This window comes from Thermomonas sp., assembly GCF_046293095.1.
In the GTDB taxonomy this organism is placed as follows: domain Bacteria; phylum Pseudomonadota; class Gammaproteobacteria; order Xanthomonadales; family Xanthomonadaceae; genus Thermomonas.
Window position 1 is genome coordinate 1 of record NZ_JBKBPN010000001.1, and the last position, 24,753, is coordinate 24,753.

Below are 24,753 nucleotides of genomic sequence, written 5' to 3' on the forward strand. Positions count from 1 at the left end.
GGTCCGATGTGTTCGAATACATCGAGCGATTCCACAACCCGAGGATGCGACGTAGGGTCGCCAGGCAGGATCAGAAGTTCTCAGCTCTTTCACAACCGTCCGTGATTTCGGGGTAGAACCCAAGCGAAGCGCCGCGCCTCACAGCTGCCCAAGCGCAGTAGCGCCACTGGGCCAGGGTGAGAACAGGGCAATCGCGGTATGCAAACGCAATGTCCAGCGCCCAACCGCCAGGGAACCTGTGCTTGGCCAACTGCTGCTCAAAGAAGCGCTCGGTTTCTGCCGAGCCGATGTCCGTCCACAAGCGCAGTTGAAATGCGGTAACGAAGTCGTCCCGCTCGAGCGTATCGAAATAGTCATCCAGGGCTTCCAGCAGGCGGCCGGGCTCATAAACCGTCCATGCCAATCGCCACTGCAGCCCTTCGATCGGCGTGGTGTGCGCGTCTGGCTTGAACTCCCATCGCATCTGCGGCCACGGCACTTCGATGACGCCCTGGTCTTGCAGCAGCGCGAGAATGACCAGCGTCATCCGCTTGGTCGGCGCAATCGGCAGTCGACGCTGCTGACCGGTCAAGAGCGCCCATAGGTAGAGACAGCCCTGCAACCCGAGCTCATCGACAGTGGCGGGAGCGTGAGGCGCCATAGAAGGGGCGTGACTCGTTGTCGGAAATGCTAAGGATATCTTAGTATTCAGAAGTCGGTCACTCCGCCATCCTTAAGGCCTTCTTAGGGGAGGGCGGTGGTGACCCGGACGACGCAGCACCCGGTCTTCGCACGGCGGCTGGCCGAGGCGCGGAAACGTGCGGGCTTGTCGCAGCGGCAACTGGGGGTACTGGCCGACCTGGATCCGACCGTGGCCTCACCTCGCATCAACCAGTACGAACGCGGCAAGCATGAACCGCAACTCAAGACGGCCAAGCGGCTGGCCGAAGTCTTGGGTATCCCGCCGGCCTTTCTCTATACCGAAGACGAGGTTCTGGCCGCGTTGCTGCTGCGATGGAACGATCTGACGCCACGCCAAAAGAAGGACCTGCTCAAGCAGGCCGAGACAGCACCGGTGAAGCGATCACACAAGGCCGAGTAAGGGCGTCATTGATTTGCCAGCATCCGCGCACGTGGGGCCTGCCCTTCACAGTGCCTTACAGGCAGCGTGCGACAAGAACGGCGCACTCGGCAATTGCCACCCTTTGCCGTGTCTCTCGGGCCTCCGTGCAGCTCGCTGCACGAAACCGACCCCAATGTCTCTCAGGCTCTATGCCGGCGATCGCGTCTGGCTGATCGTGCCGGATTGCATGCTCGCCTCCCAGGCGGCCATTGACCGCTATGGCCCACTTGCGTTTGTGGGAGAGGTGGACGAGATGTGTTTGAGCGATACCGAACTGGCCAAAATCATGGCAGGGTTCGATGTCGACTTGTTTGCCAAAATCTCAAAGAAGGCCGCGAAACTCTTGTTGGCAGGGAGCGGGGCCTGACGCCAGAGTCGGGCGACAAACCCTGGACTATGCTCAAGGCATGCGTTCACACCTGTTGTACATCCGGAACGCCTTGGCAAGGTAAAGTAGCGCCATGTCCACCCGCGCCATCCTGTTGCGTCTGTTGCTGTGCGTTGCCTTGGTATTCAACGGGGCAGCCTCGGCCATGGCGTCTGTGCAGATGATGCAGATGCACGCGGATGGGCATGAAGCCGCAAGTACTCCGGTCGCGCCTATGGCGAGTGCCGAGTCCGAGATGCCATGCCACCACGACGGGCAGCCCGCGCATTCGCAGGATGCGGCCGATGCGGCAACGGCTACCAAGGACAAGCAACCCGGCCAGTCACCCGATTGCTGCAAGTCGAGCACCTGTACCTGTGCATGCGTGCATCAGGCGGCCGCCATGGTGCCGGTGATGGCCTTCCAGGGCACCGCCCTGCTGCATGTCGGTAGCGTGCGATCGATGGCCTTGGGCCATGCAACACCACTGTTGCCCCATCTGATCCGACCTCCCATCGGCTAAGTGTCCTTTGGCGCCCCGGGCGCCGGTTCGCTTGCGCGCGTCGCCGTTCGACGTGCTTTGCAGGCAGTGGTCCAGCGCTTGTGCTGGCCTATGACACTTTGATGGAGTTCACATGTCTTCCGATGCTTTCGGCCGCAATGCCGACGGGTTGTTCAAACCGTCGCGGCGGCGATTCGTGCAGGGGTTGGCCGCGGGTGGTGCTGTGGCCAGCCTGGGTCTCTGGCCCAAACTCAGTTGGGCGCTCAAAGGCCCCGGTAATCCGAATGTCCTGTCGGGTACCGAGTTCGACCTGACCATCGGCGAGACGCCGATGAATTTCACCGGGCGCACGCGTCCAGCAGTCACCGTCAATGGCTCGATTCCAGCACCGCTGCTGCGCTGGCGCGAGGGTACGACGGTCAACCTGCGTGTCTCCAATGCGCTGCCGGAAGGCTCGATCTTTGGCCATGAAACCTCGATCCATTGGCACGGCATCCTGCTGCCGGCCAACATGGACGGTGTGCCTGGGCTGAGCTTTGACGGCATCCACCGGGGCGAGGCCTACCACTATCGGTTTAAGGTGAATCAGGGCGGTACGTACTGGTACCACAGCCATTCGGGATTCCAGGAACAGGCCGGGCTCTACGGCCCGCTCATCATCGATCCCATCGAACCTGAACCGTTCGCCTACGACCGCGACTACGTGGTGATGCTGTCCGACTGGACCGACATGGACCCCACACGGCTGTTCGCGCGGCTGAAGAAGATGTCGATGTACGACAACTACTACATGCGCACGGTCGGGGATTTTCTGCGTGATGCTGAGCGAAATGGTCTTGCGACCACGATCGACGACCGCAAGATGTGGGGACAGATGCGCATGTCGCCGACCGACCTGTCGGACGTCAATGCGAACACCTACACCTACCTGATGAATGGCGAGACCTCGCTGAGCAACTGGACCGGCCTGTTCCGCTCCGGCGAGAAGATCCGCTTGCGCTTCATCAACGGTTCGGCGATGACGCATTTCGACGTGCGGATACCCGGCCTGAAGATGACCGTAGTGGCCGCCGATGGCCAGTACGTGCATCCAGTCACCATCGACGAGTTCCGCATCGCCACTGCCGAAACCTTTGACGTGATCGTCGAGCCGTCGGGGCAGGATGCCTTCACGATTTTCGCGCAGGACATGGGCCGCACCGGTTTCGTCGCCGGCACGCTGGCCGTGCGCGAAGGGCTTCGTGCGCCGATTCCGCCGGTCGATCCTCGTCCGCTGCTGACCATGCAGGACATGGGCATGGATCACGGAAGCATGGGTGGCATGGACATGTCCGGCGGCAAGGGCATGGAAATGAGCTGTGGCGCCAACATGGGCATGGCCGGCATGGATCATGGCGCGATGGCGCAGACGTCGAAGCCGGCCGATGCCGATCCGCATGCAGGTCACGACATGGCGACCATGAAAGATGGCTCGATGGCCGGCATGGATTCCGGGAGCACGGTCACGCACCCGGCCAGCGAAACGCGCAATCCGCTGGTCGACAACCAGGCCATGGTGGTCAGTTCACGGCTTGATGATCCGGGCATCGGCCTGCGCGACAACGGACGCAAGGTCTTGAGCTATTCGATGCTCAAGAGTGCCTTCGACGATCCAGACGGGCGCGATCCTGGCCGCGAGATCGAACTGCACCTCACCGGCCACATGGAACGCTTCGCCTGGGGCTTCAATGGGCAGAAGTTCTCGGACGTCGAACCGCTGCGTCTCAACTACGGCGAACGCATGCGCATCGTGCTGGTGAACGACACGATGATGACGCACCCGATCCATCTGCATGGCATGTGGAGCGATCTCGAGGACGATCAAGGCAACTTCCTCGTTCGCAAGCACACCATCGACATGCCGCCCGGCAGCAAGCGCAGTTATCGCGTGCGCGCCGACGCACTCGGCAGTTGGGCTTATCACTGCCATCTGCTCTATCACATGGAGGCGGGAATGATGCGCACCGTGAGGGTCGACGAATGAAGACGACCATTTCTGTAGCACCCCTCGCGGCAGGTCTGCTGTTGGCCCTCAATGTCGCCGCACAGGAGCACTCGCAGCATCAGATGCCGATGCCGGCCGCGCAGGATCATTCCCAACATCAGATGCCGGCGATGCAGGAGCACACTCAGCATCAGGTGAAACCGAAAGCCAAGCCGAAGGTAAAACCAAAGCCAAAACCGAAGGCGAAGCCCGTCACCACATCGAAGCCGAAAGCAACGGCGCCTGCTGCGCCAATGGATCACGCGGCCATGGGCCACGAGATGCCAGCGCAGGCGCCGGCCGCCATGGGGCATGACGCCGCGCAACCGGCACCGATGGATCACGCCGCGATGGGGCATGCCATGCCGCATCCCGCGGATCAGCCCATCACGCCGATTCCGGTGCTGACGGCCGAAGACCGCGCGGCGGCCGTAGCGCCACCGAACGATCATCCGGTGCACGACAACAGCGTGCAGCACTATGTGTTGTTCAACCGTCTCGAAGGCTTCGATACCGATGATGGCACCGGCATGGCATGGGAAGGCCAAGCCTGGGTCGGCACCGATCTCAACAAGCTTTGGCTGCGCAGCGAAGGCGAGCGGGTCGGTGGCCACATTGAAGGCGCGGATCTTGAAGTCCTGTATGGCCGTGCATTCGCTCGCTGGTGGGATGTGGTGGGCGGTGTGCGCCACGACTTCAAGCCGGGCGCATCGCAGGACTTCGTCGCGATCGGTGTGCAGGGCCTGGCGCCATACAAGTTCGAGGTGGAGGCGACCGCATACCTCGGCCAGTCCGGCCAGACCGCGGCACGCCTGGAGGCCGAATACGAAACACTGCTGACCAACCGGCTGATTCTGCAGCCGCTGGTTGAAGTCAATTTTTACGGCAAGAACGACGCGCGCCGTGGTATCGGTTCTGGCCTGAGTACCGCCGAGGCCGGTTTGCGCCTGCGCTACGAAGTCACCCGGCAATTCGCGCCATACATCGGCGTCGTTCGCGAGCACGCCTTCGGCAGCACCGCAGATTTCCGCCGTGCCGCCGGCGAAGACGTCAATGACACCCGCGTCGTCGCGGGCATCCGCATTTGGTTCTGATCGGGGAGATCACCATGCCATTCGTGACTCGAAAGTCCCTGCTCACCTTGAGCATCCTGTCCGGCGTCGCCCTGGCGGCAGCCGCCGGTTTCGTCTGGTCGGGCGTCTACAACATCGGCGCCGACGACACCCACACCCGGCCCGTTTACTCGGCGCTGCAGGCCCTCCGCGAACGCTCGATCGAGGTGCGCGCCGACAAGCTGCAACGGCCCGCGGATCTCTCCGATCCGGCGCGCATTCGCCAGGGCGCCGGCAACTACAACGCCATGTGCACCGGCTGCCACCTTGGCCCAGGCATGCAGGAGACCGAACTTAGCAAGGGCCTGTATCCGGCACCGCCGAATCTGAGCAAGGAAACGGTCGACGCCGGCAAGGCGTTCTGGGTGATCAAGCACGGCATCAAGGCCTCGGGCATGCCGGCCTGGGGTAAGAGCATGGACGACGAATACATCTGGAACATGGCGGCCTTCCTGCAGGCGCTGCCCAAGCTCACCCCCGAGCAATACCAGGCGCTCGTCGCCAGTAGTGGCGGGCATTCGCATGGCGGAGGCGAGAGCGAAGGACATTCGCATGCAGAGGGGGGCGAGGAACCTCATCACGATGAGGGTGAGGCTCATGAGCATGCCGAAGGCGAGGAACACGACGCGATGGCGGGCATGCCGATGGATGAGTCGAAGCCGCACGCGCATCCTCCGGGCACACCGCCGCATACCGACGCGATCAAGTCCACGCAGGCGCCGTCCGGTGGTGAGGTACATGTCCATGCCGATGGCAAGACGCATATCCACGATGCAACGCCTGCCGCCAAGCCGGCCCCAGCGACCACCAAACCGGCCACTGCTGACCCACATGCCGGCATGGACATGCCGGCAACCGCACCGGCCAGCGATGGCCACGATCACCAACACTGACCGGAGTCGAGAATCCATGATCCATCGAATTGTTTTCCTCGCCTTGCTGGCCCTTCCATTCGCCTCGCAAGCACATGACCCCGCACAGCACGCGAAGACCAATGCCCCCGCTATCAGCTCGGAGGCGAAGCCCGCGGTCGCGGCTGTGGACGCCTTTTCGGCTGCATTGCAGGCCGGTGATCTGAAACGTGCCGGCACCTGGCTGGCCGACGACGTGCTGATCCTCGAAAGCGGCGGTGCCGAGCACTCGAAAGCCGAATACCTGGGCGGGCATGCGACGCACGACGCCGAGTTCCTGAAAGGTGCACATGTGCAGTTGCAGCAGCGCACCGCCCAGGCGACAGGGGATCTGGCGTGGGTGGGGAGCGAAAGCGAACTGCACGCGACGAAAGATGGCAAGCCGATGACGGTGCTGAGCACCGAAACCATGGTGCTCAAGCGCGGTAAAGCGGGTTGGCGCATCGTCCATATCCACTGGTCTTCGCGGACCAAGCGATGAGGAGGGCGAGCATGTCGATGCATACAGCAACAACCGTGCTGGTACTGGCTGCAACCCTTTCACTGGGTGCTTGTGCCAAGCAGGCACCGGCACCGGAACGCGCCGCCGAGGTCACGGCCGAAACAACCGCAGTGCCCGCACCGACACAAGCGTTGCCGCTCGTCGTCGTTCACAAGAGTCCGAGTTGCGGGTGCTGCGGCTTGTGGGTAGACCACATGCGCCAGGCCGGCTTTCAGGTCGAGGTGCGCGACGAGGACAACGTCAATCCGGTGAAGGAGCGCGTGGGTGTGCCGTACGGCAAGGGGTCGTGCCACACCGCCGAAGTGGGCGGTTATTTCATTGAAGGCCACGTGCCGGCCGCGGACGTGAAACGCTTGCTGGCCGAGAAGCCCGACGCCAAGGGACTGGTGCTTCCCGGCATGCCGACGGGGTCGCCCGGCATGGAAATGCCGGACGGGCACACGGAGCCGTACACCGTCGAACTCGTTCGTCGGGACGGCACCACTGCGGCCTTTGCAGCGCACTGAACGCACATGGTGGGCCGAATGCAAAAGGGCTTGACTCTGGACTTTAGTCAAAGGTGGAGACTGGCGGCATCCCGTCACGAGAGATTCCCCAATGAAGATCGGTGAACTCGCCCAAAGCGCCGGTGTCCCCATCGACACAGTGCGGTACTACGAGCGGCAGGGCTTGCTGCCGGAGCCGCAACGTCAGCCGTCCGGCTACCGTCGCTACCAGACTGCGGATGTCCTGCGCCTGCGCTTCGTGCGTCGCGCCAAGGCGCTCGGCTTCACCTTGGAGGAGATCCGCGAACTGCTCGCGCTTTCCAGCCATCGCGAACACGACATGGGCAGTCTCAAGGCGGCCGCCGAGCAGAAGCTGGCGGGCGTCGAAGCCAAGCTGGCGGAACTGGCCCGGATTCGCGATGGCCTCCGGACCCTGATCAAGGCGTGTCCGGGCCATGGCGCGCTTGACGCGTGCCCGATTCTGCACGCCCTGAATGAGGACGCCGCATGAACACGCACATGCATTCTCACCACGACCATGACGCACATGAGCAGGGCGGTTGCTGCGCCAGCAACGCGAACCAGAAACCGAGCACGGTCCTCGATCCGGTCTGCGGCATGCAAGTCGACCCTGCGACCACGCCGCATCACGCCAGCCATGCCGGCACCGACTACCACTTCTGCTCGGCGCGCTGCCGGGAAAAATTCGTGGCCGATCCCGGGCGGTACACGGCCCCCACGGCCATGGAAGAAAAGAAGGGCAGTTGCTGTGCAAGCAAGGCGACTGCCGCGATCTCCGAGCAGACGGTGATTGATCCGGTCTGTGGCATGCAAGTGGACCCTGCGACCACACCGCATCACGCCAGCCACGCCGGGACCGATTACCACTTCTGTTCCGCGCGTTGCCAGGCGAAGTTCGTCGCCGATCCGCCTCGCTATCTCGCGCCGAAGGCCGAGGCGGCGCCTTCCGCGCCAGCAGGCACGATCTATACCTGTCCCATGCACCCGGAAATCCGCCAGGAAGGGCCCGGGACGTGCCCGATCTGCGGCATGGCGCTGGAGCCGGAAATGCCCAGCCTGGAAGACGAGGAAAACCCGGAACTGCGCGACTTCTCGCACCGCTTCTGGTGGACGTTGCCGCTGACCGTCGTGGTCTTCCTGCTGGCAATGCTGGGCGACCGGCTGACGTTCCTGAGCATGGGTGCCCGTACCTGGCTGGAACTCGCATTGAGTGCACCGGTCGTGCTCTGGGCCGGGTGGCCGTTCTTCGAACGCTGCATGCAATCGATCCGTAACCGCAGCCCGAACATGTTCACGCTGATCGGTATCGGCGTGGCTTCGGCCTTCGGCTACAGCGTGGTCGCCACCGTGGCGCCAGACCTGTTCCCGGACTCGTTCCGTGAACACGGCCGCGTCGGCGTCTATTTCGAGGCCGCCGCGGTCATCGTGTCGTTGACCCTGTTGGGGCAACTGCTGGAACTGCGCGCCCGCTCGAAGACATCGGCCGCGATCAAGGCCCTGCTCGGACTCGCACCGAAGACGGCGCGCCGCGTCAACGACGATGGCAGCGAAGAGGACATCCCGCTCGACCATGTCCACGTTGGCTACCGCCTGCGCGTGCGCCCGGGCGAAAAGGTGCCGGTCGATGGCGAAGTGCTCGAAGGGCGTTCCAGCGTCGACGAATCGATGCTGACCGGCGAGTCGATTCCGGTCGAAAAGACCGCCGGCAGCCGCGTGATCGGCGCCACGCTCAATGGCACCGGCAGCCTGGTGATCCGCGCCGACAGGATCGGCTCGGAAACGGTGCTATCGCAGATCGTGCAACTGGTGGCCCAGGCCCAGCGGTCGCGCGCACCGATGCAGCGCATGGCCGACAAGGTGGCGTTCTGGTTTGTCCTCGCGGTGCTGGCGGTGGCCGTGCTCACGTTCTTCGGTTGGGGCCTGTTCGGACCGGAGCCGTCGTGGACGTACGCCGTCCTTAACGCAGTGTCGGTGCTGATCATTGCCTGTCCGTGTGCGCTGGGATTGGCCACGCCGATGTCGATCATGGTCGCCACCGGTCGTGCGGCGCGTGCTGGCGTGTTGTTCCGCGATGCCGAAGCGATCGAGCAGTTGCGCAAGATCGATACCCTGATCGTCGACAAGACTGGCACGCTGACCGAAGGGCGGCCCGCGTTCCGCGCCGTCATGGCCGCCGACGGCTTCGACGACGATACCGTGCTGCGGTTTGCGGCCAGTCTGGAGCAGGGCAGTGAGCACCCGTTGGCGGACGCGATCCTGACCGAAGCCAAGCGCCGGAACTTGCCGCTGTCCGCGACCGATGACTTTGATTCGGTCACCGGCAAAGGCGTGCGCGGGCAGATCGCTGGGCAGATGCTTGCCCTCGGCAACAAGGCGCTCATGGCCGAGGTGGGCGCCGATGTCGCTCCGCTGCTCGCCCGCGCCGAAACCGCGCGAGGAGAGGGTGCCAGCGTGATGTTCCTGGCCGTTGATGGCCGGTTGGCGGGCGCAGTGTCCGTGGCCGATCCGATCAAGGCCACGACCTTGCCGGCCTTGAACGCCTTGCGTGCGGCAGGCCTGCATCTGGTGATGGCTTCGGGCGATGCGCAATCGACCGCCGAGGCGGTGGGTCGCACGCTCGGGATCGAGGATGTGCGCGGCGAAGTGCGTCCGCAAGACAAGGCCGCGCTGGTACAGCAACTCAAGGCGCAAGGGCGACGTGTCGCGATGGCCGGCGATGGCGTGAACGATGCACCGGCCCTTGCGGCGGCCGATGTCGGCATCGCCATGGGCACCGGTACCGACGTTGCGATGTCGAGTGCGCAGGTCACCTTGGTCAAGGGCGACCTACGGCGAATCCTGGAAGCCCGCGAGATTTCGGATGCGACGGTCGCCAACATGAAGCAGAACCTCGCATTCGCCTTCCTCTACAACGCCATCGGCGTGCCGATCGCCGCCGGCGTGCTGTATCCGGTCTTCGGTCTGTTGCTCAGCCCGATGATCGCGGCATTGGCGATGAGCCTGAGTTCCGTCTCGGTCGTCACCAATGCGCTGCGCCTCGGACGTGCTTCCCCTGCCGAATCTGACGCGGCCTTATCGCGCCAGGAACCCAAGCACGGCGCGTCCTGTCACTAGTTGTTCCTTCCCCACATAGGAGTCATGCCATGAAATACGTTTCCCTGTTCCTTATCTCCGCACTCGTATCAGGCGCTGCCTGGGCAGGTCCGCAGCAATCCGCTACGGCGACCGATCACAGCACGCATGCGGCGCACGCACAGCCGGCTGCACCAGCGAAGCAGGACACGTTTGCCGCCTACGACAAGGACAAGAATGGGTTCGTGTCCAAGGCGGAGGTCGCCAAGCATCCGAAGGTCGCAATGTTCGGTATGTCCGATTCCAATCGGGATGGCCGTCTGGATCGAGCCGAGTTCGCGATGATGGAAAGCATGTAACGAAATGCCGGCATGTGGCGGCAGATCACACTGCCGCCACCGTGCGAGTACCAGTCTTTCGCATTAGCTGCCAAGGAGGTGAGCGATGGAACACGCCAAACATGAAGCGCATGCTGGAAAGGGTGGGCATGCGGAGGCAAATCACTACGGACGCCTACTGGCGATGCTCGGGTTGTCTTTCGCGTGCATGTACGCACTCATGTACGCCATGGTCGATCGCTTTGCCAACGTCGTGCCGAATATCAACCAGTTCTACATGGCCGCTCTGATGACCGCGCCCATGGCGATCCTGGAACTTGCACTGATGGGCGCCATGTACCAGGACAAGCGAAAGAACGCCGTGATCTTCGTCTTGGCTGGCCTCGTGTTGGTTGGCAGTTGGTTCGGGATTCGCGCGCAGGCCGGTGTCGGCGACAGGCAGTTCCTCAAATCCATGATTCCACATCATGCCGGGGCAATCTTAATGTGCGAAAAGAACCACTTGCAAAACCCTGAGTTGAAGCAGCTCTGCCATAACATCGTTGCTTCCCAGCGCGCCGAAGTCGAGCAGATGAAAGCACTGTTGGAAGAACGGTAATTCACGTCACGGTCAATCGCCTTCAATTCGCACAGGTTGTGCCTCGCTCATGAGGCCGTCGCAAAGCGCCAAGAATCGCGCAGCGGTCGCGCTCGCCACCGGCACACTGGGAGATGACGCGTTCGAGCTCGGCGGCCATGTTGCTCAGTTCGCGGATGCGATCGCGGATGTCGGCGAGGTGCTGGCGCGCAATGACGTCAACATCGCAGCAGGACATCGCCGGGTCGTCGTCGAGGCTGAGCAGGCTACGGATTTCTTCCAGGCTGAATCCAAGCTCGCGGCCGCGGCTGATGAAGCGCAGCCGGTCGACCTCGGTGGGGCTGTATTCCCGGTAGCCGCTGGCGGTGCGGGCAGGGGCGGGCATAAGGCCCGAGCGCTCGTAGTAGCGGATGGTTTCCAGGTGACAGCCGCTGGCCGCCGCCGCTTCACTGATTTTCATTCGCATTTGCCCTTGACCCTGTAGCGGCTACGGACTTTACGCTGTGCACTTGTGCGGTGCCAACCCGGCGCCCTTTATGGATGTCCGCCGCCGTGCGATTCGTAGCCCGACTCGGTTTGCTGCTCTCCTTGGCCTGCGCATTTGGTGCGGCAGTGGCCGCCGAGCCCGCCAATCCGCGCCAGACCTGGCAACTGCTGGATTACATCGCCGTGGACTACGCCGGCGCGGTGCAGGGCGGGCAGGTGGTTGCGCCGGCGGAGTACGCCGAGATGCGCGAGTTCGCCGCGACCGTGCGAACGCAGCTGTCGGCGCTGCCGGCAACCCCGGCCCAGACGGAGCTGATCGCGCAAGCTGATCAGCTGGTGGCGACCGTGGAGGCCAAGGCCGAGGCGCATACGGTCGCCGCGGCCGCCCACCGGCTGGCCGACGCGCTGCTCAAGAGCTATCCCATCGCGGCGGTGCCTTCGACACCGCCCGACCCGGCACGGGCCGCGTCGCTATACGGGCAGCAATGCGCCGGCTGCCACGGTGCCTCGGGCCGGGGTGATGGTCCGGCGGCGGCCAGCCTGAATCCGCCCCCGATCAACTTCACCGATGTCGACCGCGCGGCGCGGCGCAGCCCACTGGCGCTGTATCAGGCGATTTCGCAGGGCATCCAGGGCACGGCCATGACGGGCTTCTCGCAGATGTCGGAAGCCGACCGCTGGGCCCTGGCGTTCTATGTCGGTGGCTTGGCGTACCCCGAAGAGGCGCGAGCGAAAGGCGAGGCCCTGTGGCGCGAAACCGAGGCGGTACGTCGTCGGATTCCGACCCTCGAATCTCTGACCCAGACCAGCGAAGCCGATCTCGCCGCCTCGCTCGGCGAGGCGCAGCAAGCCCAGGCGATCATCGCGTACCTGCGTTCGCAGCCGCGGGCGGTCACAACCCCCACCGCGGAAGCGAAGAATGACCCGTTCGCACTGGCGCGCCAGCGCCTCGCGGGTAGCGTGCAGGCCTTTGCCGCGGGCGACGCCACGCAGGCCAAGGCCCTGGCCCTCTCGGCGTACCTGGATGGCGTCGAGCCGGTCGAACCGACGCTGGCGGCCCGTGATAGCGCCCTGATGCGCGAAATCGAAACCGCCATGAGCGAGTACCGCGCACAACTCGGACGGAATACGCCAACGACCGAAGTGACGGAACAGGCCGACCGGATCAGCACGTTGTTCGATCGCGCCGCCAGCGTGCTGCAGGATAGTCACACCGACAGCACGACTGCCTTCCTCGGCAGCTTCACCATCCTGCTGCGCGAGGGCCTGGAGGCCTTGCTGATCGTGATCGGCATGATCGCCTTCCTGCGCAAGGCGGAACGACGCGAGGTGCTGCCTTACGTGCACGCCGGTTGGATCGGCGCTTTGCTGGCCGGCGTGGTGACCTGGGCGATCGCCACCTATCTGGTCGGCGTCAGTGGCGCCAACCGCGAGGTCACGGAAGGCCTGTCCGCGCTGTTCGCGGCGATCGTGCTGCTCAGCGTTGGTATCTGGATGCATCAGAAGAGCCTGGCGGGCCGCTGGCAGCAGTACCTCCACGCCAAGATGTCGGCCGCGCTGACGCGGCGCTCGGCGATCTTCCTGTTTTCGCTGGCCTTCATCGCGGTCTACCGCGAGGTATTCGAGACGATCCTGTTCTTCATCGCCATGTGGAGCGAGCACAACGGCGGCGCGATCGTCGCCGGACTGGTGGCTGGTAGCGCTGCGCTGGCCGCAATCGCGTACTGGATGCTGCGGATGAGCAAGCGCTTGCCGATCAGCCAGTTCTTCTCCATCAGTTCGATCCTGATTGCCGTGCTTGCAGTTGTGCTGGTGGGCAAGGGCATCGCCGCATTGCAGGAAGCCGGCTGGATCGGGCAAGCGCTGGTCGCCGTGCCGCGGATCGATTGGCTCGGCGTCTATCCGTCCTGGCAGTCGTTGACGGCCCAGATCGTGGTTGCCGTGATCGCGGTCGGCGGCTTCTATTTCAATGCCCGTTCTTCGCGTGCCCTGGCGCGCGCGGCCAATTGAGGATCTCTCGATGAGCGATTGTGGTTGCCACGACACCGCCGCCACGCTGAGCAAGAACACCGACCACGCCCGTCGCCGAGTGTTGTGGGTCGTGCTGGCGATCAATGTGTTGTTGTTCGTTGGTGAGTTCAGCGCCGGTTGGTGGGCCGACTCCAGTGCGTTGCAGGCCGATTCGCTCGACAGCCTGGGCGATGCGTTGGTCTATATCCTGAGCTTGTGGGTGATCGGCGGAACGCTGCGGCAACGAACCAAGGCCGTGTTTCTCAAAGGCGGCATCCAGGCACTATTCGGCCTCGCAGTGCTGGTCGAGGTTGGGCGTCGCGCATGGTTGGGGGCCGAGCCCGTCGCGCCGATCATGGCGATCGCCGCGAGCATCGCGCTTGTGGGCAATTTGATCTGCTTCGGGTTGCTGACGCGCTTTCGCAGCGACGACATGAACATGCGCTCGGTCTGGCTATGCTCGCGCAATGACCTGGTCAATAACGTCGGCGTGATTGCAGCAGCAGGGCTGGTGAAGTGGTTCGATAGTCCATGGCCGGACTTGCTGATTGGCCTGCTGGTCGCCGTGCTGTTCCTGCGCACGGCGGCCCATGTCCTCACTGGGGCGTGGCAGGACTGGCATCGTCCGGAGTCTGTGGTTGTCACCCAGCCGTCATCGTGTGGCGTGCGACGTTCCCCCGCACCCGACGCTGCCGCCAACCGTCGCGGATGAAATTTCATAACATCCAGCCGGGTGTGTATTGTGCGCGGGTGACTTCGGCCGCCTCCCGTACCTTGCTCGCCCGCTTGCGCGCTTCTGCGCGGCTCGCCGTGCTTGTGCTGCTGGTGTTCGCGCTGAAGCTGGGCACTGCCGCTGCCTGCGTCAAGCATGATTTCGCGGATATGGGCTTCGGTACGGATGGCAGCCATGCCGTGGCGGTGAAGGCGTCGCCGCTGGATGGCGGTAATGACGATTCCACGAAGCTCAAGCTCGGGCATGCCGCTTGCAGCCACTGCGGTTGCCATCACGCGGCAGCCATGGTGCCGGATACGCAGGTCGTGGTTGTGCTCGTGCCGCAGGCACTGCCCATGCGTACGTCCGGGTTACCGCCCAGCGCGTCGCAGCCCTTGGAACTGAGGCCGCCGATCGCCTGAGTCAGGTGTTATGCCCCTCGGGCGCGGAGCGCCCGAGGACACCGTCGACTCAGAGGATCCTCCAATGCACTTTGTTCGTTCGCCGCGACGACGTCGCGTCGCGCGGCTGGCCGTCCTGGCCTTGGCAGCGAGCTTGCTGCCAGGCTTGGCCGTGGCCGCCCAAGCTCCCGAGACACAGGCCCCCGCCGCACTTCGCAACGCGCTGCAGGCCGCCTGGCAACACCACCCCAGTTATCGTGCCACCGAAGCGCAGCTGGCCGCGGCGCGTGCCCGGTTCGATGCAGCCGGACAGCCGCTCTACAACCCCGAAGTGGAGTTGGCTGGCGACGATGAAGGCCCGGATCGCACTACAACCGCGGGCCTCAACCTCACGCTCGATCTGAGCGGCAAGCGCCGTGTGCGTCGCGAAGCGGCCTCCGCGCGGGTCGATCAAGCCACCGCTGAAGCGAAGCTGCGGCGCCGCGATTTCGCCAAACAGTGGTTCGCCAGTTGGGCGGAGCTGCAGACGATGCAGCAACGCGTGCGTACCGGTGAACGCCGATTGGCGTTGGTGACGCGCTTCGGCGATTTGGCGCAAAAGCAGTTTGCGGCCGCCGACATTTCCGGGTTGGAGCGCGATTTGGCGCTGCTGGCCCGTGATGAGGCGCAGGCGGAGCAGTCGCAACTCGTCGCCGAACAGGCGGAGGCCGAGGCGCGTTTCCGCGCGGTCGGCGGCTCACCGGAACTCCTGGCGAGCCTGGCGCTGCCCAGCAATGCATTGCCACCGCCGACGGCGCCCCAAACCGGCATCGAACAGTTGCCCGATTGGCAAGCCGCACAAGCTGCTGCGCTCGCCGCCGAACGCGAAGTGACCGTCGCCCGTCGCAACCGCATCGCCGATCCCACCGTGGGCGTGCGCGGAGGACGTATCGACTACGGCAATGTGCAGGACAACGTGATCGGCGTGTCGCTCAGCATCCCGCTCTTCGTGCGCAATTCGTATCGCGCCGAAGTGGTGGCGGCCCAAGCCGATGCGGATGTCGCGGTCGCGGAAGCCGAACGCGTGCGCGTCGAACTGGATGCCGATCGCCGCCGCGCCATCGACAGCTACGCCGCCGCGCAATCGGCCTGGTCGCACTGGCAGGCGAGCCGCGGCACGGATGTGGAGCGTCGCGCCAATCTGCTGGAAAAGCTCTGGCGCGAAGGCGAGCTGTCTACCGCCGACTACCTGCTGCAACTCAAGCAGACCCTCGACACGCAGCTCGCCGGCGCTGAACTCGAAGCGCGCCTGTGGCGCAGCTACGCCGACTACCTCGCCGCCACCGGACAGCTCGAACGCTGGGCCGGGCTGGAGGGCACCCCATGAGAGAGATTTCGATGACCCCGTTCCGTCTGATGTCCCCGTTGCTCGCAGCGGCGTTGCTGCTTGCCCTGGCCGCATGTTCGAAGTCCCCCTCGACCGAGTCGACCGCAACCGAAGCCGAGAGCGCTGAAGCGCCTGCCGAAAGCGAAGCCGGCATCGCGCCCGTCAAGCTCGATGCTGCGGCGATGAAAGCGGCCGGCATCGTCGTGCAGGCGTTGCAACCCGCTTCGATGAGCGAACAGCTGCGTGCGCCCGGTGAAGTGCTTGACAATGCCTACGGCACGGCGCTGATCACACCCAGCGTCGAAGCACTGGTCGTGCGTCGCCATGCCAAGCTCGGCGACGAAGTGCGTACTGGTACACCGCTGGTGACGTTGTCCAGCGTCGAGGTCGCCAATGCCCAGGCAGACTTGCGCATCGCCGAACAGGAATGGCGTCGCGTGTCTGCGCTTGGCCGTGAAGCCGTGTCCGGGCGCCGCATCAACGAGGCGCAGGTCGCGCTCGATCGCGCCCGTGCCACCGCGCAGGCGTATGGCTTGCCGGGCACGGCGGCCGGGCGCAGCAACGGCCAGTTCACTCTGACTGCGCCGCACGCCGGACGCATCACTGAAGATGCGGTCGTTATCGGCGAGAAAATCGAACCGGGCAAGACGCTGTTCCGCCTGGTCGACGAATCGGTGGTCTGGGTCGATGCCAAGTTGCCGTCCGGGATCGTCCCGCGCATCACGCCTGGTACGGAAGCAACGGTCGTATTCAACGGCGAACGCCTGACGGGCACGGTCCAGCACCCCGCGCATCGCACCTCGGACGCGACCCGCAACGCGGTGGTGCGCATCGAGGTGCCCAACAAAGGTGACCAGCTACACAGCGGCGACTACGTCGATGTGTTCTTTGAAGCCAGCGACGCCACCAATGGAAAGAGCCCTGCTGCGATGATGGTGTCGGTGCCAACCGACGCGGTGGTGCAGTTGGAAGGCGACACGGTCGTGTTCCGCCGCAACGCAACCGGTGCGCTGGAACCGACGCCGGTTCGCACCGGTGAGGCGATCGGTGATCGGACCGTCATCCGCGAAGGCCTCAAGCCCGGCGATGCCGTCGTGGTCGAAGGTGCTTTTGCCGTCAAGGCGCAGATGCTCAAGTCGCAGTTGGGGGAAGAGTGATGATCCCTGACGCCAATCCCGCCCGAGTGGGAGGTGCGCCATGCTGAATCGCCTGGTCGAACTCTCCCTGCGCTACAAATTCCTGGTCCTGATCGTGTTCGCGGTCGTCGCCTTCCTCGGCGTCAGCGCGGTACGCAACGTGCCGATCGATGCCTTCCCCGACGTGACGCCGGTCCAGGTCAACATCTACACCGAGTCCCCGGGCCTGGCGGCCGAGGACGTCGAGCAGTTGCTCACCACGCCGGTAGAGTCGGCGCTGGCCGGCCTGCCCAAGGTGCAGGAAATCCGCTCGGTCAGCCTGTTCGGGTTGTCGTACGTGTCGGTCTATTTCAAGGACGACATGGATATCTACTTCGCTCGCCAGCTGGTCAACGAACGCCTGCAGGAAATCGGCGACCGCCTGCCGGAAGGCTACGGCAAGCCGAGCATGGGGCCCAACACGTCGGGACTGGGGCAGGTGTACTGGTACACGGTCGAACGTGCGCCCGGCGTTTCAAAAAACCAGGTCAGCGACATGGACCTGCGCACCTGGCAGGAATGGACCGTGCGCCTGATCCTGCGTACCGCACCAGGCGTGGACGACGTCAGCTCCTGGGGCGGTGGCGAACGCCAGTACCAGGTGCAGATCGATCCGCAGCGCCTCTATGCCCGCGGCTTGGGCTTTGGCGACGTGATCAACGCGCTGCCGGCCAACAACGGCCAGGTCGGCGGTAACGTGATGGACGTGGGCCGCGAACAGTTCCTCGTGCGAGGCCTGGGCCTGCTGAAATCGACCGAAGACATCGGCGCGATCGTGCTCAAGGCCGAGGACGGTGTGCCGGTGTACCTGCGCGATGTGGCGACGGTAGTCGAAGCCCCCGCGCCGCGCTTCGGTGCGGTGACGCGCGACGGCCAGGAAGTCGTGATGGGCCAGGCACTGGCTCGTATCGGCGAGAACGCCAAGGACGTGGTCGAGGCGGTCAAGGGCAAGCTCGATGTGGTGCGCGATGCACTGCCCAAGACCATGGTGCTCAAGCCAATCTACGAACGCACCGATCTCGTCAACAAGGCGGTGGAGACGGCCGTACGCGCATTGGTGGAAGGCTCGCTGCTGGTCGCGGTGATCCTGTTCCTGTTCCTTGGGGAGGTCCGCTCGGCGCTGGTGGTGATCGTCACGCTGCCGCTGGCGATGCTGATTGCCTTTATCGGCATGGGGCAAGTCGGCTTGTCCGCCAATCTGATGTCACTCGCGGGCCTGGCGATCGGCATCGGCATGATGGTGGACGGCGCGGTGGTGATGGTCGAGAACGCGTTCCGGATCATGGCCGAGCGGTTGGAGCATGGCGAGAAGGTTGACAAGACCTCCGCGGTGCTGGCCGCCGCCAAGGAAGTCGCCAATCCGATCACCTTCGCGATCGGCATCATCATCGTGGTGTTCCTGCCGCTGTTCTCACTGGAAGGCCTCGAAGGCAAGATGTTCAAGCCAATGGCCTTCAACATCGCCTTCGCGATGGCCGGTTCGCTGATCCTGAGCCTGACGCTGATCCCGGTGCTGGCCTCGATGATCCTCAAGCCCAAGCCGGAGCGTGACACCTGGCTGGTCGCACGGATCAAGCGCGGTTATCGCCCGCTGCTGGACAAGGCACTGGCACGCAAGCGTGTGGTGGTGGTCAGTGCCGTCGTGGCGCTGGTGGCGAGCCTCGCGTTGTTCCCGTTCCTCGGCAAGGAGTTCATGCCGCAGCTGCAGGAAGGCTCGATCATGTGGCGGATCACGGGCATCCCGTCGACCTCGCTCAACGAATCGATCCGCACCAGCAACACGATCGCCGCGGCGTTCAAGCAGTTCCCCGAGGTCGAGACCACGCTGGCGATGATCGGCCGCGCCGAGAAGGGCGAGACCGCCGACGTCAACTACATGGAGATCTACACCGCGCTCAAACCCGAGGACGAGTGGAAGTCGGGCCGCGATATCAAGCAGCTCGAAGCGGCGATGCAGGAGGCGCTGGAAAAGGTGGTTCCCAACGTGGTGCCCGGTTACACCCAGCCAATCCAGATGCGCGTAGAGGAGTTGATCTCTGGCGTGCGCGCCACGCTGGCGCTCAAGCTTTACGGCGAAGACCTCGGCGAGCTCGACAAGCTCAGTGGCCGGATCAAGCGCGTGCTGGACAAGGTGCCCGGTGTGGCCGATCTCGCCCTGGAAGCCAACATCGGCAAGCCGCAGATCCGCATCGCGGTCAAGCGCGACGAACTGGCCCGCCATGGCATGAACGCCGAGGAAGTGCTCACCATCGTCCGCAACGGCTTGGGCGGCGAACCGGTGAGCGTATTGCTCGACGGCGTGAAACGCTTCGACATCGCGGTGCGGCTGGATGACCCGACACGCGATTCGGTCGAGTCATTGCGTCGCATCCCGCTACGCACCGCGACCGGTGCCTTGGTGCCGCTGTCGGAGGTGGCCGACATCAACGTGGCCGAAGGCTACTCCTTCGTCCGCCGCGAGCAACTGCAACGCTATGCGGTGATCCAGATGGACGTGCGTGGTCGCGACGTCGATGGTTTCGTCCAGGACGCTGAGGCGGCAATCAAGCAGCAGGTGAAGCTGCCGCCGGGCTACTGGATCGAATGGGGTGGGGCGTTCGAGAACCAACAGCGTGCCTTGGCCAAGTTGGCGCTGATCGTGCCGGTCACGATCTTCTTCATCTTCGTGCTGCTCTATACCGCCTTCAACTCGGTCAAATACGCGGCGCTGATCCTGGCCAACGTACCGTTCGCCACCATCGGCGGCCTGTTGGCGTTGTTTGTCACCGGACAGTACCTATCGGTGCCCTCTGCGATCGGCTTCATCGCGGTGTTCGGTGTGGCGATGCTCAACGGCATCGTGCTGGTGAGCTTTCTCAACGAGCTGCGCGAGAAGGGCCTGTCGGTGCGCGAGGCGGTGGTTCAGGGCACGGCGCTGCGTCTGCGACCGGTACTGATGACCGCGAGCGTGGCGATCCTCGGCCTGGTGCCGATGCTGCTCTCCAGTGGCGTGGGTGCGGAAACCCAGCGTCCGTTGGCGACCGTGGTCGTCGGTGGCCTGATCAGCTCGACGTTGCTCACGCTGATCCTGCTTCCAGTTCTGTACGAATGGCTTGAAAACCGCTCCGACCGCAAGACGGCCGAGCGCAACTCCAGGGAGTCCGCGTCATGAAACAGATCAAGGCATTCGTGCATCGCAACCGCGTCTCGGACCTGATCCACGCGCTGGGAGCCGCCGGCTTCCAGCGACTCAGCCTGTTCGACGTGAAAGGCCTGCTGCGCGCACTCAGTGCGCGCGAGCAGGAGTATTCCGTCGAGTTCGGCGATCAGGTGATCAACGAAGTGCAGATGGAGCTGTTCTGCGAAGACAGCGATGTGGCCCGGGCAGTGGGGATCTTCCGCCAAGTCGGGCACACGGGTCGGCCCGACGCCGGCTGGGTCTATGTCAGCCCGGTCGAGCAGGCGTTTGCGATCGATGGCGCCGTGTAGTGGCGTGGCGTAGCCCCGGTTGAGGATCAGACACATGACCCGAGCACACAACGCAGTACGCGAGTTCGTGATTCCGGTGGGTGTGGCAGTGCTGGCAGTCGTGCCAGCGCTGTTCCTGCGCCTGACCGGTAGCAGCGTCGGCGCCCTGGCGGACACGGCGCTGTTCGGTGTGGCCATTCTGGCCGCCGGCTTCCTGTTGTCCTGGGGAGCGGAGGCTGCCGAGAAGTACATCGCCACCGGCTTCGTGCTGGCGGTGGTCGCGTTGATTACGGTGCTGCCCGAATACGCGGTCGACTTCTATTACGCCTATCGCGCGGGTCAGGATCCGGCTTCGGGATATGTCGCCTATGCCGCCGCGAACATGACCGGCGCCAACCGCCTGCTGATCGGCTTGGCATGGCCGCTGCTGGTAGGACTGCATTGGTGGAGGTCAAGACAACGCGGAATCACGTTGCAGTCAGAGAACTCGGTCGAGATTGTGTTCCTGGCCCTGGCCAGCGCGTATGCCTTCGTCATCGTATCGAAGAATCGTATTGGCGTATTCGACTTTGTCGTGCTGGGCGCCTTGTTCTGCCTCTACCTGTGGCGCACCTCGCAGGCAGGCAACGAAGAGGAAGAAGATGACGAGGAGCCAGGCCCGGGAGCGGTGATTGCGCAGTGGTCGCCCGCCTGGCGTTGGACTGCGATGGCAGTGATGAGTCTGGTGGCGGCTGGCGTCATCTTGCTGGCCGCGGAGCCGTTCGCCGAGTCTCTTGTGGCTTCTGGTCGTCGTCTGGGGGTCGACGAGTTCCTGTTGATCCAGTGGCTGGCGCCGCTGGCCAGTGAGGCCCCGGCGGTCACCATCGCCATCCTGTTTGTCCTGGATGGCCGCGCCCGTGCCGGCCTGACCACCATGATCAGCGACAAGATCAATCAATGGACCTTGCTGGTGGGCATGCTCCCGATCGCCATGAGCATTGGCGCTGGCGAACTGACCTCACTTCCGCTGGACGCACGGCAGCATGAGGAGTTCTTTCTGACAGCGGCGCAATCGGTATTCGCCCTCATGTTGCTGTTGTCGTGGCGTTTAGCACCATGGGGTGCGATCGCCTTGGTCTCGCTGTTCCTCACCCAGCTTGGACTGGCGTTCTTCTACCAGGCGACGCCGGAGCGCGAAATAGCCGTGCTTACCGGGATGGCTTGGGTTTATCTGACACTGGCGGCAGTGTTGATGATCTTCAATGCCAAACAGTTGCCGGTGCTATTCCGTTCGGCGTGGGCAGTGCGCCGGCTGGAGCCAAAAGAAGCATCTTCTTGAACTTAAGGATTGGAGGACCCGAACATGGGTGCAGGGCACGATCACGGAACAGGCGAGATTCAGCATGAGAAGCCGCTGTGGTGGGCCTTCGGGCTCACCGCTGCCTTCCTGATTGCGGAAGTGGCTGGCGGCTTGATCACCAACAGCCTGGCGCTGTTGTCGGACGCCGCCCACATGATGACCGATGTGATCGCGTTGGCGATCTCGCTGGTCGCCGTGCGGCTGAGCCGTCGACCGCCGGACGCCAAACGCACGTATGGTTATGCGCGGATGGAGGGCATTGGCGCGATGGTCAATGGCGGCCTGCTCTTCGTCGTGGCCGGCTACATCTTGTGGGAAGCCGTGGGTCGCTTCCGCCAGCCACCGGAAGTGGCCTCGACCGGCATGATGGTCATTGCCTCGATCGGCTTGGTGATCAACCTGATCTCCATGCGCTTGCTCAAGGCCGGTAGCGGCACCAGCCTCAACGTCAAGGGCGCGTACCTCGAAGTCTGGAGCGACATGCTGGGGTCGGTGGGCGTGCTGATCGGAGCGTTGATCATCAAATTCACCGGCTGGAAAGTCGCCGATCCGATCATCGCCGTGTTGATCGGCTTGTGGGTGCTGCCGCGCACGTGGACATTGCTGCGGGAAGCCGGTCAGGTGCTGATGCAAGGCGTACCGCACGGGCTGGAATTGGATGAGGTTCGCACCATGATGCTGTCGCATCCCAACGTCACCGCCGTGCATGACCTGCACGCGTGGGCATTGGGCTCGAAGGAGCCCGTACTGACGGCGCATATCGTGTTGCGCGACGGGGGCGACGGAGAGCAGGTCCGGCGCTCGCTGGCCGCTGCGCTGGAGGAGCGGTTTAATGTTCACCACGCGACGCTGCAAGTCGAGATGACGCCATGTGACGAGGCACATGGTCACGTCTAATCGGCTAACGCGGCGTACTGACCGTGCGCTCCTCCGCATGCTCCAGACGGTCCAGGGTCGGACACGACTTGCCGGCGGGTGCTTGACCGCATTCGGCGATGAGGTTCATCAGATCACCTTCCAAACGATGTAATGCATCGAGTCGTTGACGAACGTCGGCCAGCTTGAGCTCAGTCAAGTGACGCGTTTGTTCGCAGGCCCGCTTGCCTTTGAGCTCCAACAGCCCGGCAATTTCATCCAGGGTAAATCCCATCGCCTGGGCGCGTCGGATGAATTGAAGACGGGTGACATCGGCCTGCCCGTAGTGGCGGAAGCCGCCCAAGGGCCGCTGGGGTTCCGGCAGCAATTGGCGGCGCTGGTAGTAGCGCACGGTCTCGACATTCACGCCGGCCGATGCCGCCAGTTTGCTGATGGTGAGGGCGCTCGTGGCCATGGCTTGACTCCGTACTTAGGTACGGACTGTAGTATGCGCCCATGGCTAGCCTTCCTGCCAAATCGTCCCTTCCGGCCATCGTTGCAGCGAGCCTTGCCGCTATAGGGGCATCGGTGTGCTGCGTTGTGCCCTTGGTTCTGGTGCTGCTAGGTATCAGCGGCGCGTGGATTGCCAACCTCACCGCGCTGGATGCCTGGCGACCTTGGTTCAGCCTGGCCACGTTGGTGTGCCTTGGCTGGGCATTTTGGAGCCTGTACGGCCCTGCCTCCCGCTGCCGAACGGACGGAGCTTGCATTGATCCGCGCGTGTTGCGCCGCCGCCGGCGTTGGCTCTGGATTGCGACCGTCGTGATCGCGCTGCTGCTGCTCTTTCCGTATTACGTAGCCTGGTTCTTGTAGGAGAGGAACGATGCGTCAGTTGATTGTTGGGTTGATGATCTTGTGGACGGGCATGGCGTTGGCCGCGACGCCGAAGAAGGCCGTCCTCGATGTTGAAAACATGACCTGCCCGGCGTGCAGCATCACGATCGAAAAGGCCCTCGGCAAAGTACCTGGCGTTTCCAAGGCACAAGTCGACACCAAGGCGGCCACTGTCACCGTGGACTTCGATGCCGATCGCACCAACGTGCCGGTTATCGCGCGTGCGATCACCGAGGCAGGTTTCCCGGCCAAGGCGAAAGCGAACGGTGGCTGAGTTGCAGTTGCAGAGCACGCTGACGTGTCCGCAATGCGGACACCAGGCCGTCGAGACCATGCCGACGACGGCGTGCCAGTACTTCTACGAGTGCACGGCCTGTGGTGAGCTGCTACGGCCCAAGCCGGGCGATTGCTGCGTCTTTTGCTCCTACGGCACGGTGCCTTGCCCGCCGATCCAGCAGCAAAGGCCCTGCTGTGGATAGGTGGTTGGACGCCGGGTGTGAGGAACTCGCCGGGCTAAACCGTGTCTATGGGCTATCCGGCTTGCTCTCCGCCAGAGGAGTACCATCTCGCCCATGATCCGGCGCGCCCGCCACCGCCTACAGATCGCCGTCCTGGTGATCGTCTGCCTGTTGTTCCAGCAGGCGGCGTTGGCGGCGTACCTGTGCCCGATAGAGCAGAGGCCCGCCGAGACCACGGCGATGGCCGAGCCTTGCGCCGAGATGGGCATGGCACAGCAGCAGGACACGGACAATCCGCTGCTTTGTCAGAAGCACTGTAATCCTGATCACACAGTAACGACTGATACAGCCAAACTGTCCGTGCCGCCGCTGGCCATGCCGGCGTTCGTCCTTGCGCCGGTCTTTGAGCAACCCGTATCCCACGTCGCCATCCAGGTCGACGTGCCGATTGCCCGATCCGATCCGCCTCCGCGGCTGCGATTCTGCAGTCTTCTGATCTAGCCCCCGAAACGACGTAGCGAATTCGCGCCGACGCCGATGCGCCGTGCGCGCTGTGTCATGTCTGTTTCGGAGGCGTCATGAACTCCCGTTTTGATCG

General features: G+C 63.9%; 28 protein-coding genes. 25 read left to right on the top strand and 3 right to left on the bottom strand.

Translation table 11 applies throughout. From position 1 onward, the window contains the following. Positions 1–70 precede the first annotated feature (70 nt). The gene (locus tag ACK4SG_RS00005) at positions 71–526 is read right to left on the bottom strand and encodes a hypothetical protein (RefSeq protein WP_409598832.1); all 456 of its coding nucleotides are present in this window, start codon (positions 524–526) and stop codon (positions 71–73) included. Between the two features lie 213 nt (positions 527–739). Here ACK4SG_RS00005 and ACK4SG_RS00010 point away from each other — a divergent pair, with 213 nt between their 5' ends. The 12 genes from ACK4SG_RS00010 (at position 740) to ACK4SG_RS00065 (ending at position 11,033) form a co-directional block, all read left to right on the top strand. Continuing rightward, on the top strand, positions 740–1,081 hold the full coding sequence (locus ACK4SG_RS00010) for a helix-turn-helix domain-containing protein (protein ID WP_409598833.1): 342 nt from the start codon (positions 740–742) through the stop codon (positions 1,079–1,081). Positions 1,082–1,235: 154 nt separating this feature from the next. Beyond that, positions 1,236–1,469 carry a hypothetical protein gene (locus ACK4SG_RS00015; RefSeq protein WP_409598834.1) on the top strand — a complete coding sequence of 78 codons (234 nt, stop codon included), beginning with the start codon at positions 1,236–1,238 and terminating at the stop codon, positions 1,467–1,469. Positions 1,470–1,563: 94 nt separating this feature from the next. After that, positions 1,564–1,992: a CopL family metal-binding regulatory protein gene (locus tag ACK4SG_RS00020; protein ID WP_409598835.1), complete on the top strand. Its 429-nt coding sequence runs from the start codon at positions 1,564–1,566 to the stop codon at positions 1,990–1,992. Positions 1,993–2,104: 112 nt separating this feature from the next. Next, positions 2,105–3,994, top strand: a complete 1,890-nt coding sequence (locus ACK4SG_RS00025) for a copper resistance system multicopper oxidase (RefSeq protein WP_409598836.1) — start codon at positions 2,105–2,107, stop codon at positions 3,992–3,994. Next, positions 3,991–5,088: a copper resistance protein B gene (locus tag ACK4SG_RS00030; RefSeq protein ID WP_131658874.1), complete on the top strand. Its 1,098-nt coding sequence runs from the start codon at positions 3,991–3,993 to the stop codon at positions 5,086–5,088. The genes ACK4SG_RS00025 and ACK4SG_RS00030 overlap by 4 nt, the downstream gene beginning before the upstream one ends. Before the next feature lie 23 nt (positions 5,089–5,111). Then, positions 5,112–5,999: a c-type cytochrome gene (locus tag ACK4SG_RS00035; RefSeq protein WP_409598837.1), complete on the top strand. Its 888-nt coding sequence runs from the start codon at positions 5,112–5,114 to the stop codon at positions 5,997–5,999. After that, positions 5,977–6,498 (top strand): YybH family protein, encoded by a 522-nt coding sequence (locus ACK4SG_RS00040; protein WP_409598838.1) that lies wholly within the window; start codon positions 5,977–5,979, stop codon positions 6,496–6,498. Before ACK4SG_RS00035 ends, ACK4SG_RS00040 begins: the two co-directional genes overlap by 23 nt. Positions 6,499–6,515: 17 nt before the next feature. Continuing rightward, on the top strand, positions 6,516–7,025 hold the full coding sequence (locus ACK4SG_RS00045; protein WP_409599665.1) for a DUF411 domain-containing protein: 510 nt from the start codon (positions 6,516–6,518) through the stop codon (positions 7,023–7,025). A gap of 91 nt (positions 7,026–7,116) precedes the next feature. Beyond that, on the top strand, positions 7,117–7,515 hold the full coding sequence (locus ACK4SG_RS00050; protein WP_130518299.1) for a heavy metal-responsive transcriptional regulator: 399 nt from the start codon (positions 7,117–7,119) through the stop codon (positions 7,513–7,515). Continuing rightward, positions 7,512–10,139, top strand: coding sequence for a heavy metal translocating P-type ATPase (locus ACK4SG_RS00055; RefSeq protein WP_131658876.1), 2,628 nt, complete (start codon positions 7,512–7,514; stop codon positions 10,137–10,139). Before ACK4SG_RS00050 ends, ACK4SG_RS00055 begins: the two co-directional genes overlap by 4 nt. Before the next feature lie 29 nt (positions 10,140–10,168). Continuing rightward, positions 10,169–10,456 carry an EF-hand domain-containing protein gene (locus ACK4SG_RS00060; protein ID WP_130518303.1) on the top strand — a complete coding sequence of 96 codons (288 nt, stop codon included), beginning with the start codon at positions 10,169–10,171 and terminating at the stop codon, positions 10,454–10,456. 85 nt (positions 10,457–10,541) lie between these two features. Next, positions 10,542–11,033 carry a DUF305 domain-containing protein gene (locus ACK4SG_RS00065; RefSeq protein WP_165421927.1) on the top strand — a complete coding sequence of 164 codons (492 nt, stop codon included), beginning with the start codon at positions 10,542–10,544 and terminating at the stop codon, positions 11,031–11,033. 22 nt (positions 11,034–11,055) lie between these two features. Here the strand turns inward: ACK4SG_RS00065 and ACK4SG_RS00070 are convergent, their stop codons facing one another. After that, entirely contained in the window at positions 11,056–11,472 is a 417-nt protein-coding gene (locus ACK4SG_RS00070) for a MerR family transcriptional regulator (RefSeq protein ID WP_130518305.1), read from the bottom strand. Positions 11,473–11,552: 80 nt separating this feature from the next. On the opposite strand from ACK4SG_RS00070, the gene ACK4SG_RS00075 reads away from it, so the two are divergent. The 9 genes from ACK4SG_RS00075 (at position 11,553) to ACK4SG_RS00115 (ending at position 22,845) form a co-directional block, all read left to right on the top strand. After that, positions 11,553–13,508, top strand: coding sequence for a cytochrome c/FTR1 family iron permease (locus ACK4SG_RS00075; protein ID WP_130518307.1), 1,956 nt, complete (start codon positions 11,553–11,555; stop codon positions 13,506–13,508). A gap of 10 nt (positions 13,509–13,518) precedes the next feature. Then, the gene (locus tag ACK4SG_RS00080) at positions 13,519–14,220 is read left to right on the top strand and encodes a cation transporter (RefSeq protein ID WP_131658879.1); all 702 of its coding nucleotides are present in this window, start codon (positions 13,519–13,521) and stop codon (positions 14,218–14,220) included. After that, positions 14,217–14,642, top strand: coding sequence for a hypothetical protein (locus ACK4SG_RS00085; protein WP_409598839.1), 426 nt, complete (start codon positions 14,217–14,219; stop codon positions 14,640–14,642). Before ACK4SG_RS00080 ends, ACK4SG_RS00085 begins: the two co-directional genes overlap by 4 nt. A 64-nt stretch (positions 14,643–14,706) precedes the next feature. Continuing rightward, a complete protein-coding gene (locus ACK4SG_RS00090) occupies positions 14,707–15,987 on the top strand; it encodes a TolC family protein (protein WP_409598840.1) in 1,281 nt (426 codons plus the stop codon). Further along, complete coding sequence (locus ACK4SG_RS00095) at positions 15,984–17,144, top strand: efflux RND transporter periplasmic adaptor subunit (RefSeq protein WP_409598841.1); 1,161 nt, start codon at positions 15,984–15,986, stop codon at positions 17,142–17,144. Before ACK4SG_RS00090 ends, ACK4SG_RS00095 begins: the two co-directional genes overlap by 4 nt. Before the next feature lie 40 nt (positions 17,145–17,184). Then, positions 17,185–20,313, top strand: a complete 3,129-nt coding sequence (locus tag ACK4SG_RS00100; protein ID WP_409598842.1) for an efflux RND transporter permease subunit — start codon at positions 17,185–17,187, stop codon at positions 20,311–20,313. Continuing rightward, on the top strand, positions 20,310–20,630 hold the full coding sequence (locus tag ACK4SG_RS00105; RefSeq protein ID WP_130518319.1) for a P-II family nitrogen regulator: 321 nt from the start codon (positions 20,310–20,312) through the stop codon (positions 20,628–20,630). The genes ACK4SG_RS00100 and ACK4SG_RS00105 overlap by 4 nt, the downstream gene beginning before the upstream one ends. A 34-nt stretch (positions 20,631–20,664) precedes the next feature. Next, a complete protein-coding gene (locus ACK4SG_RS00110) occupies positions 20,665–21,927 on the top strand; it encodes a sodium:proton exchanger (RefSeq protein ID WP_409598843.1) in 1,263 nt (420 codons plus the stop codon). A gap of 24 nt (positions 21,928–21,951) precedes the next feature. Continuing rightward, the gene (locus tag ACK4SG_RS00115) at positions 21,952–22,845 is read left to right on the top strand and encodes a cation diffusion facilitator family transporter (protein ID WP_409598844.1); all 894 of its coding nucleotides are present in this window, start codon (positions 21,952–21,954) and stop codon (positions 22,843–22,845) included. Positions 22,846–22,849: 4 nt separating this feature from the next. Here the strand turns inward: ACK4SG_RS00115 and ACK4SG_RS00120 are convergent, their stop codons facing one another. Beyond that, the gene (locus ACK4SG_RS00120) at positions 22,850–23,278 is read right to left on the bottom strand and encodes a MerR family transcriptional regulator (protein ID WP_409598845.1); all 429 of its coding nucleotides are present in this window, start codon (positions 23,276–23,278) and stop codon (positions 22,850–22,852) included. Positions 23,279–23,319: 41 nt separating this feature from the next. On the opposite strand from ACK4SG_RS00120, the gene ACK4SG_RS00125 reads away from it, so the two are divergent. From ACK4SG_RS00125 to ACK4SG_RS00140, 4 genes are all read left to right on the top strand, one after another. After that, complete coding sequence (locus ACK4SG_RS00125) at positions 23,320–23,676, top strand: mercuric transporter MerT family protein (RefSeq protein ID WP_409598846.1); 357 nt, start codon at positions 23,320–23,322, stop codon at positions 23,674–23,676. Positions 23,677–23,686: 10 nt separating this feature from the next. Then, positions 23,687–23,971, top strand: coding sequence for a heavy-metal-associated domain-containing protein (locus tag ACK4SG_RS00130; protein ID WP_409598847.1), 285 nt, complete (start codon positions 23,687–23,689; stop codon positions 23,969–23,971). Next, positions 23,964–24,176 (top strand): GDCCVxC domain-containing (seleno)protein, encoded by a 213-nt coding sequence (locus tag ACK4SG_RS00135; RefSeq protein WP_162373638.1) that lies wholly within the window; start codon positions 23,964–23,966, stop codon positions 24,174–24,176. Before ACK4SG_RS00130 ends, ACK4SG_RS00135 begins: the two co-directional genes overlap by 8 nt. A 93-nt stretch (positions 24,177–24,269) precedes the next feature. Continuing rightward, a complete protein-coding gene (locus tag ACK4SG_RS00140; RefSeq protein ID WP_409598848.1) occupies positions 24,270–24,656 on the top strand; it encodes a hypothetical protein in 387 nt (128 codons plus the stop codon). Positions 24,657–24,753 lie beyond the last annotated feature (97 nt).

What these genes read in the sequence shown, in the direction of transcription:
- ACK4SG_RS00115 (WP_409598844.1), top strand. Translation starts at nt 21,952, where the DNA reads ATGGGTGCAGGGCACGATCACGGAACAGGCGAGATTCAGCATGAGAAG.
- ACK4SG_RS00030 (WP_131658874.1), top strand. Translation starts at nt 3,991, where the DNA reads ATGAAGACGACCATTTCTGTAGCACCCCTCGCGGCAGGTCTGCTGTTG.
- ACK4SG_RS00140 (WP_409598848.1), top strand. Translation starts at nt 24,270, where the DNA reads ATGATCCGGCGCGCCCGCCACCGCCTACAGATCGCCGTCCTGGTGATC.
- ACK4SG_RS00025 (WP_409598836.1), top strand. Translation starts at nt 2,105, where the DNA reads ATGTCTTCCGATGCTTTCGGCCGCAATGCCGACGGGTTGTTCAAACCG.
- ACK4SG_RS00080 (WP_131658879.1), top strand. Translation starts at nt 13,519, where the DNA reads ATGAGCGATTGTGGTTGCCACGACACCGCCGCCACGCTGAGCAAGAAC.
- ACK4SG_RS00060 (WP_130518303.1), top strand. Translation starts at nt 10,169, where the DNA reads ATGAAATACGTTTCCCTGTTCCTTATCTCCGCACTCGTATCAGGCGCT.
- ACK4SG_RS00125 (WP_409598846.1), top strand. Translation starts at nt 23,320, where the DNA reads ATGGCTAGCCTTCCTGCCAAATCGTCCCTTCCGGCCATCGTTGCAGCG.
- ACK4SG_RS00015 (WP_409598834.1), top strand. Translation starts at nt 1,236, where the DNA reads ATGTCTCTCAGGCTCTATGCCGGCGATCGCGTCTGGCTGATCGTGCCG.
- ACK4SG_RS00095 (WP_409598841.1), top strand. Translation starts at nt 15,984, where the DNA reads ATGAGAGAGATTTCGATGACCCCGTTCCGTCTGATGTCCCCGTTGCTC.
- ACK4SG_RS00070 (WP_130518305.1), bottom strand. Translation starts at nt 11,472, where the DNA reads ATGAAAATCAGTGAAGCGGCGGCGGCCAGCGGCTGTCACCTGGAAACC.
- ACK4SG_RS00120 (WP_409598845.1), bottom strand. Translation starts at nt 23,278, where the DNA reads ATGGCCACGAGCGCCCTCACCATCAGCAAACTGGCGGCATCGGCCGGC.
- ACK4SG_RS00050 (WP_130518299.1), top strand. Translation starts at nt 7,117, where the DNA reads ATGAAGATCGGTGAACTCGCCCAAAGCGCCGGTGTCCCCATCGACACA.
- ACK4SG_RS00130 (WP_409598847.1), top strand. Translation starts at nt 23,687, where the DNA reads ATGCGTCAGTTGATTGTTGGGTTGATGATCTTGTGGACGGGCATGGCG.
- ACK4SG_RS00110 (WP_409598843.1), top strand. Translation starts at nt 20,665, where the DNA reads ATGACCCGAGCACACAACGCAGTACGCGAGTTCGTGATTCCGGTGGGT.
- ACK4SG_RS00055 (WP_131658876.1), top strand. Translation starts at nt 7,512, where the DNA reads ATGAACACGCACATGCATTCTCACCACGACCATGACGCACATGAGCAG.
- ACK4SG_RS00075 (WP_130518307.1), top strand. Translation starts at nt 11,553, where the DNA reads ATGTCCGCCGCCGTGCGATTCGTAGCCCGACTCGGTTTGCTGCTCTCC.
- ACK4SG_RS00085 (WP_409598839.1), top strand. Translation starts at nt 14,217, where the DNA reads ATGAAATTTCATAACATCCAGCCGGGTGTGTATTGTGCGCGGGTGACT.
- ACK4SG_RS00005 (WP_409598832.1), bottom strand. Translation starts at nt 526, where the DNA reads ATGACGCTGGTCATTCTCGCGCTGCTGCAAGACCAGGGCGTCATCGAA.
- ACK4SG_RS00065 (WP_165421927.1), top strand. Translation starts at nt 10,542, where the DNA reads ATGGAACACGCCAAACATGAAGCGCATGCTGGAAAGGGTGGGCATGCG.
- ACK4SG_RS00105 (WP_130518319.1), top strand. Translation starts at nt 20,310, where the DNA reads ATGAAACAGATCAAGGCATTCGTGCATCGCAACCGCGTCTCGGACCTG.
- ACK4SG_RS00040 (WP_409598838.1), top strand. Translation starts at nt 5,977, where the DNA reads ATGGCCACGATCACCAACACTGACCGGAGTCGAGAATCCATGATCCAT.
- ACK4SG_RS00045 (WP_409599665.1), top strand. Translation starts at nt 6,516, where the DNA reads ATGCATACAGCAACAACCGTGCTGGTACTGGCTGCAACCCTTTCACTG.
- ACK4SG_RS00020 (WP_409598835.1), top strand. Translation starts at nt 1,564, where the DNA reads ATGTCCACCCGCGCCATCCTGTTGCGTCTGTTGCTGTGCGTTGCCTTG.
- ACK4SG_RS00090 (WP_409598840.1), top strand. Translation starts at nt 14,707, where the DNA reads ATGCACTTTGTTCGTTCGCCGCGACGACGTCGCGTCGCGCGGCTGGCC.
- ACK4SG_RS00100 (WP_409598842.1), top strand. Translation starts at nt 17,185, where the DNA reads ATGCTGAATCGCCTGGTCGAACTCTCCCTGCGCTACAAATTCCTGGTC.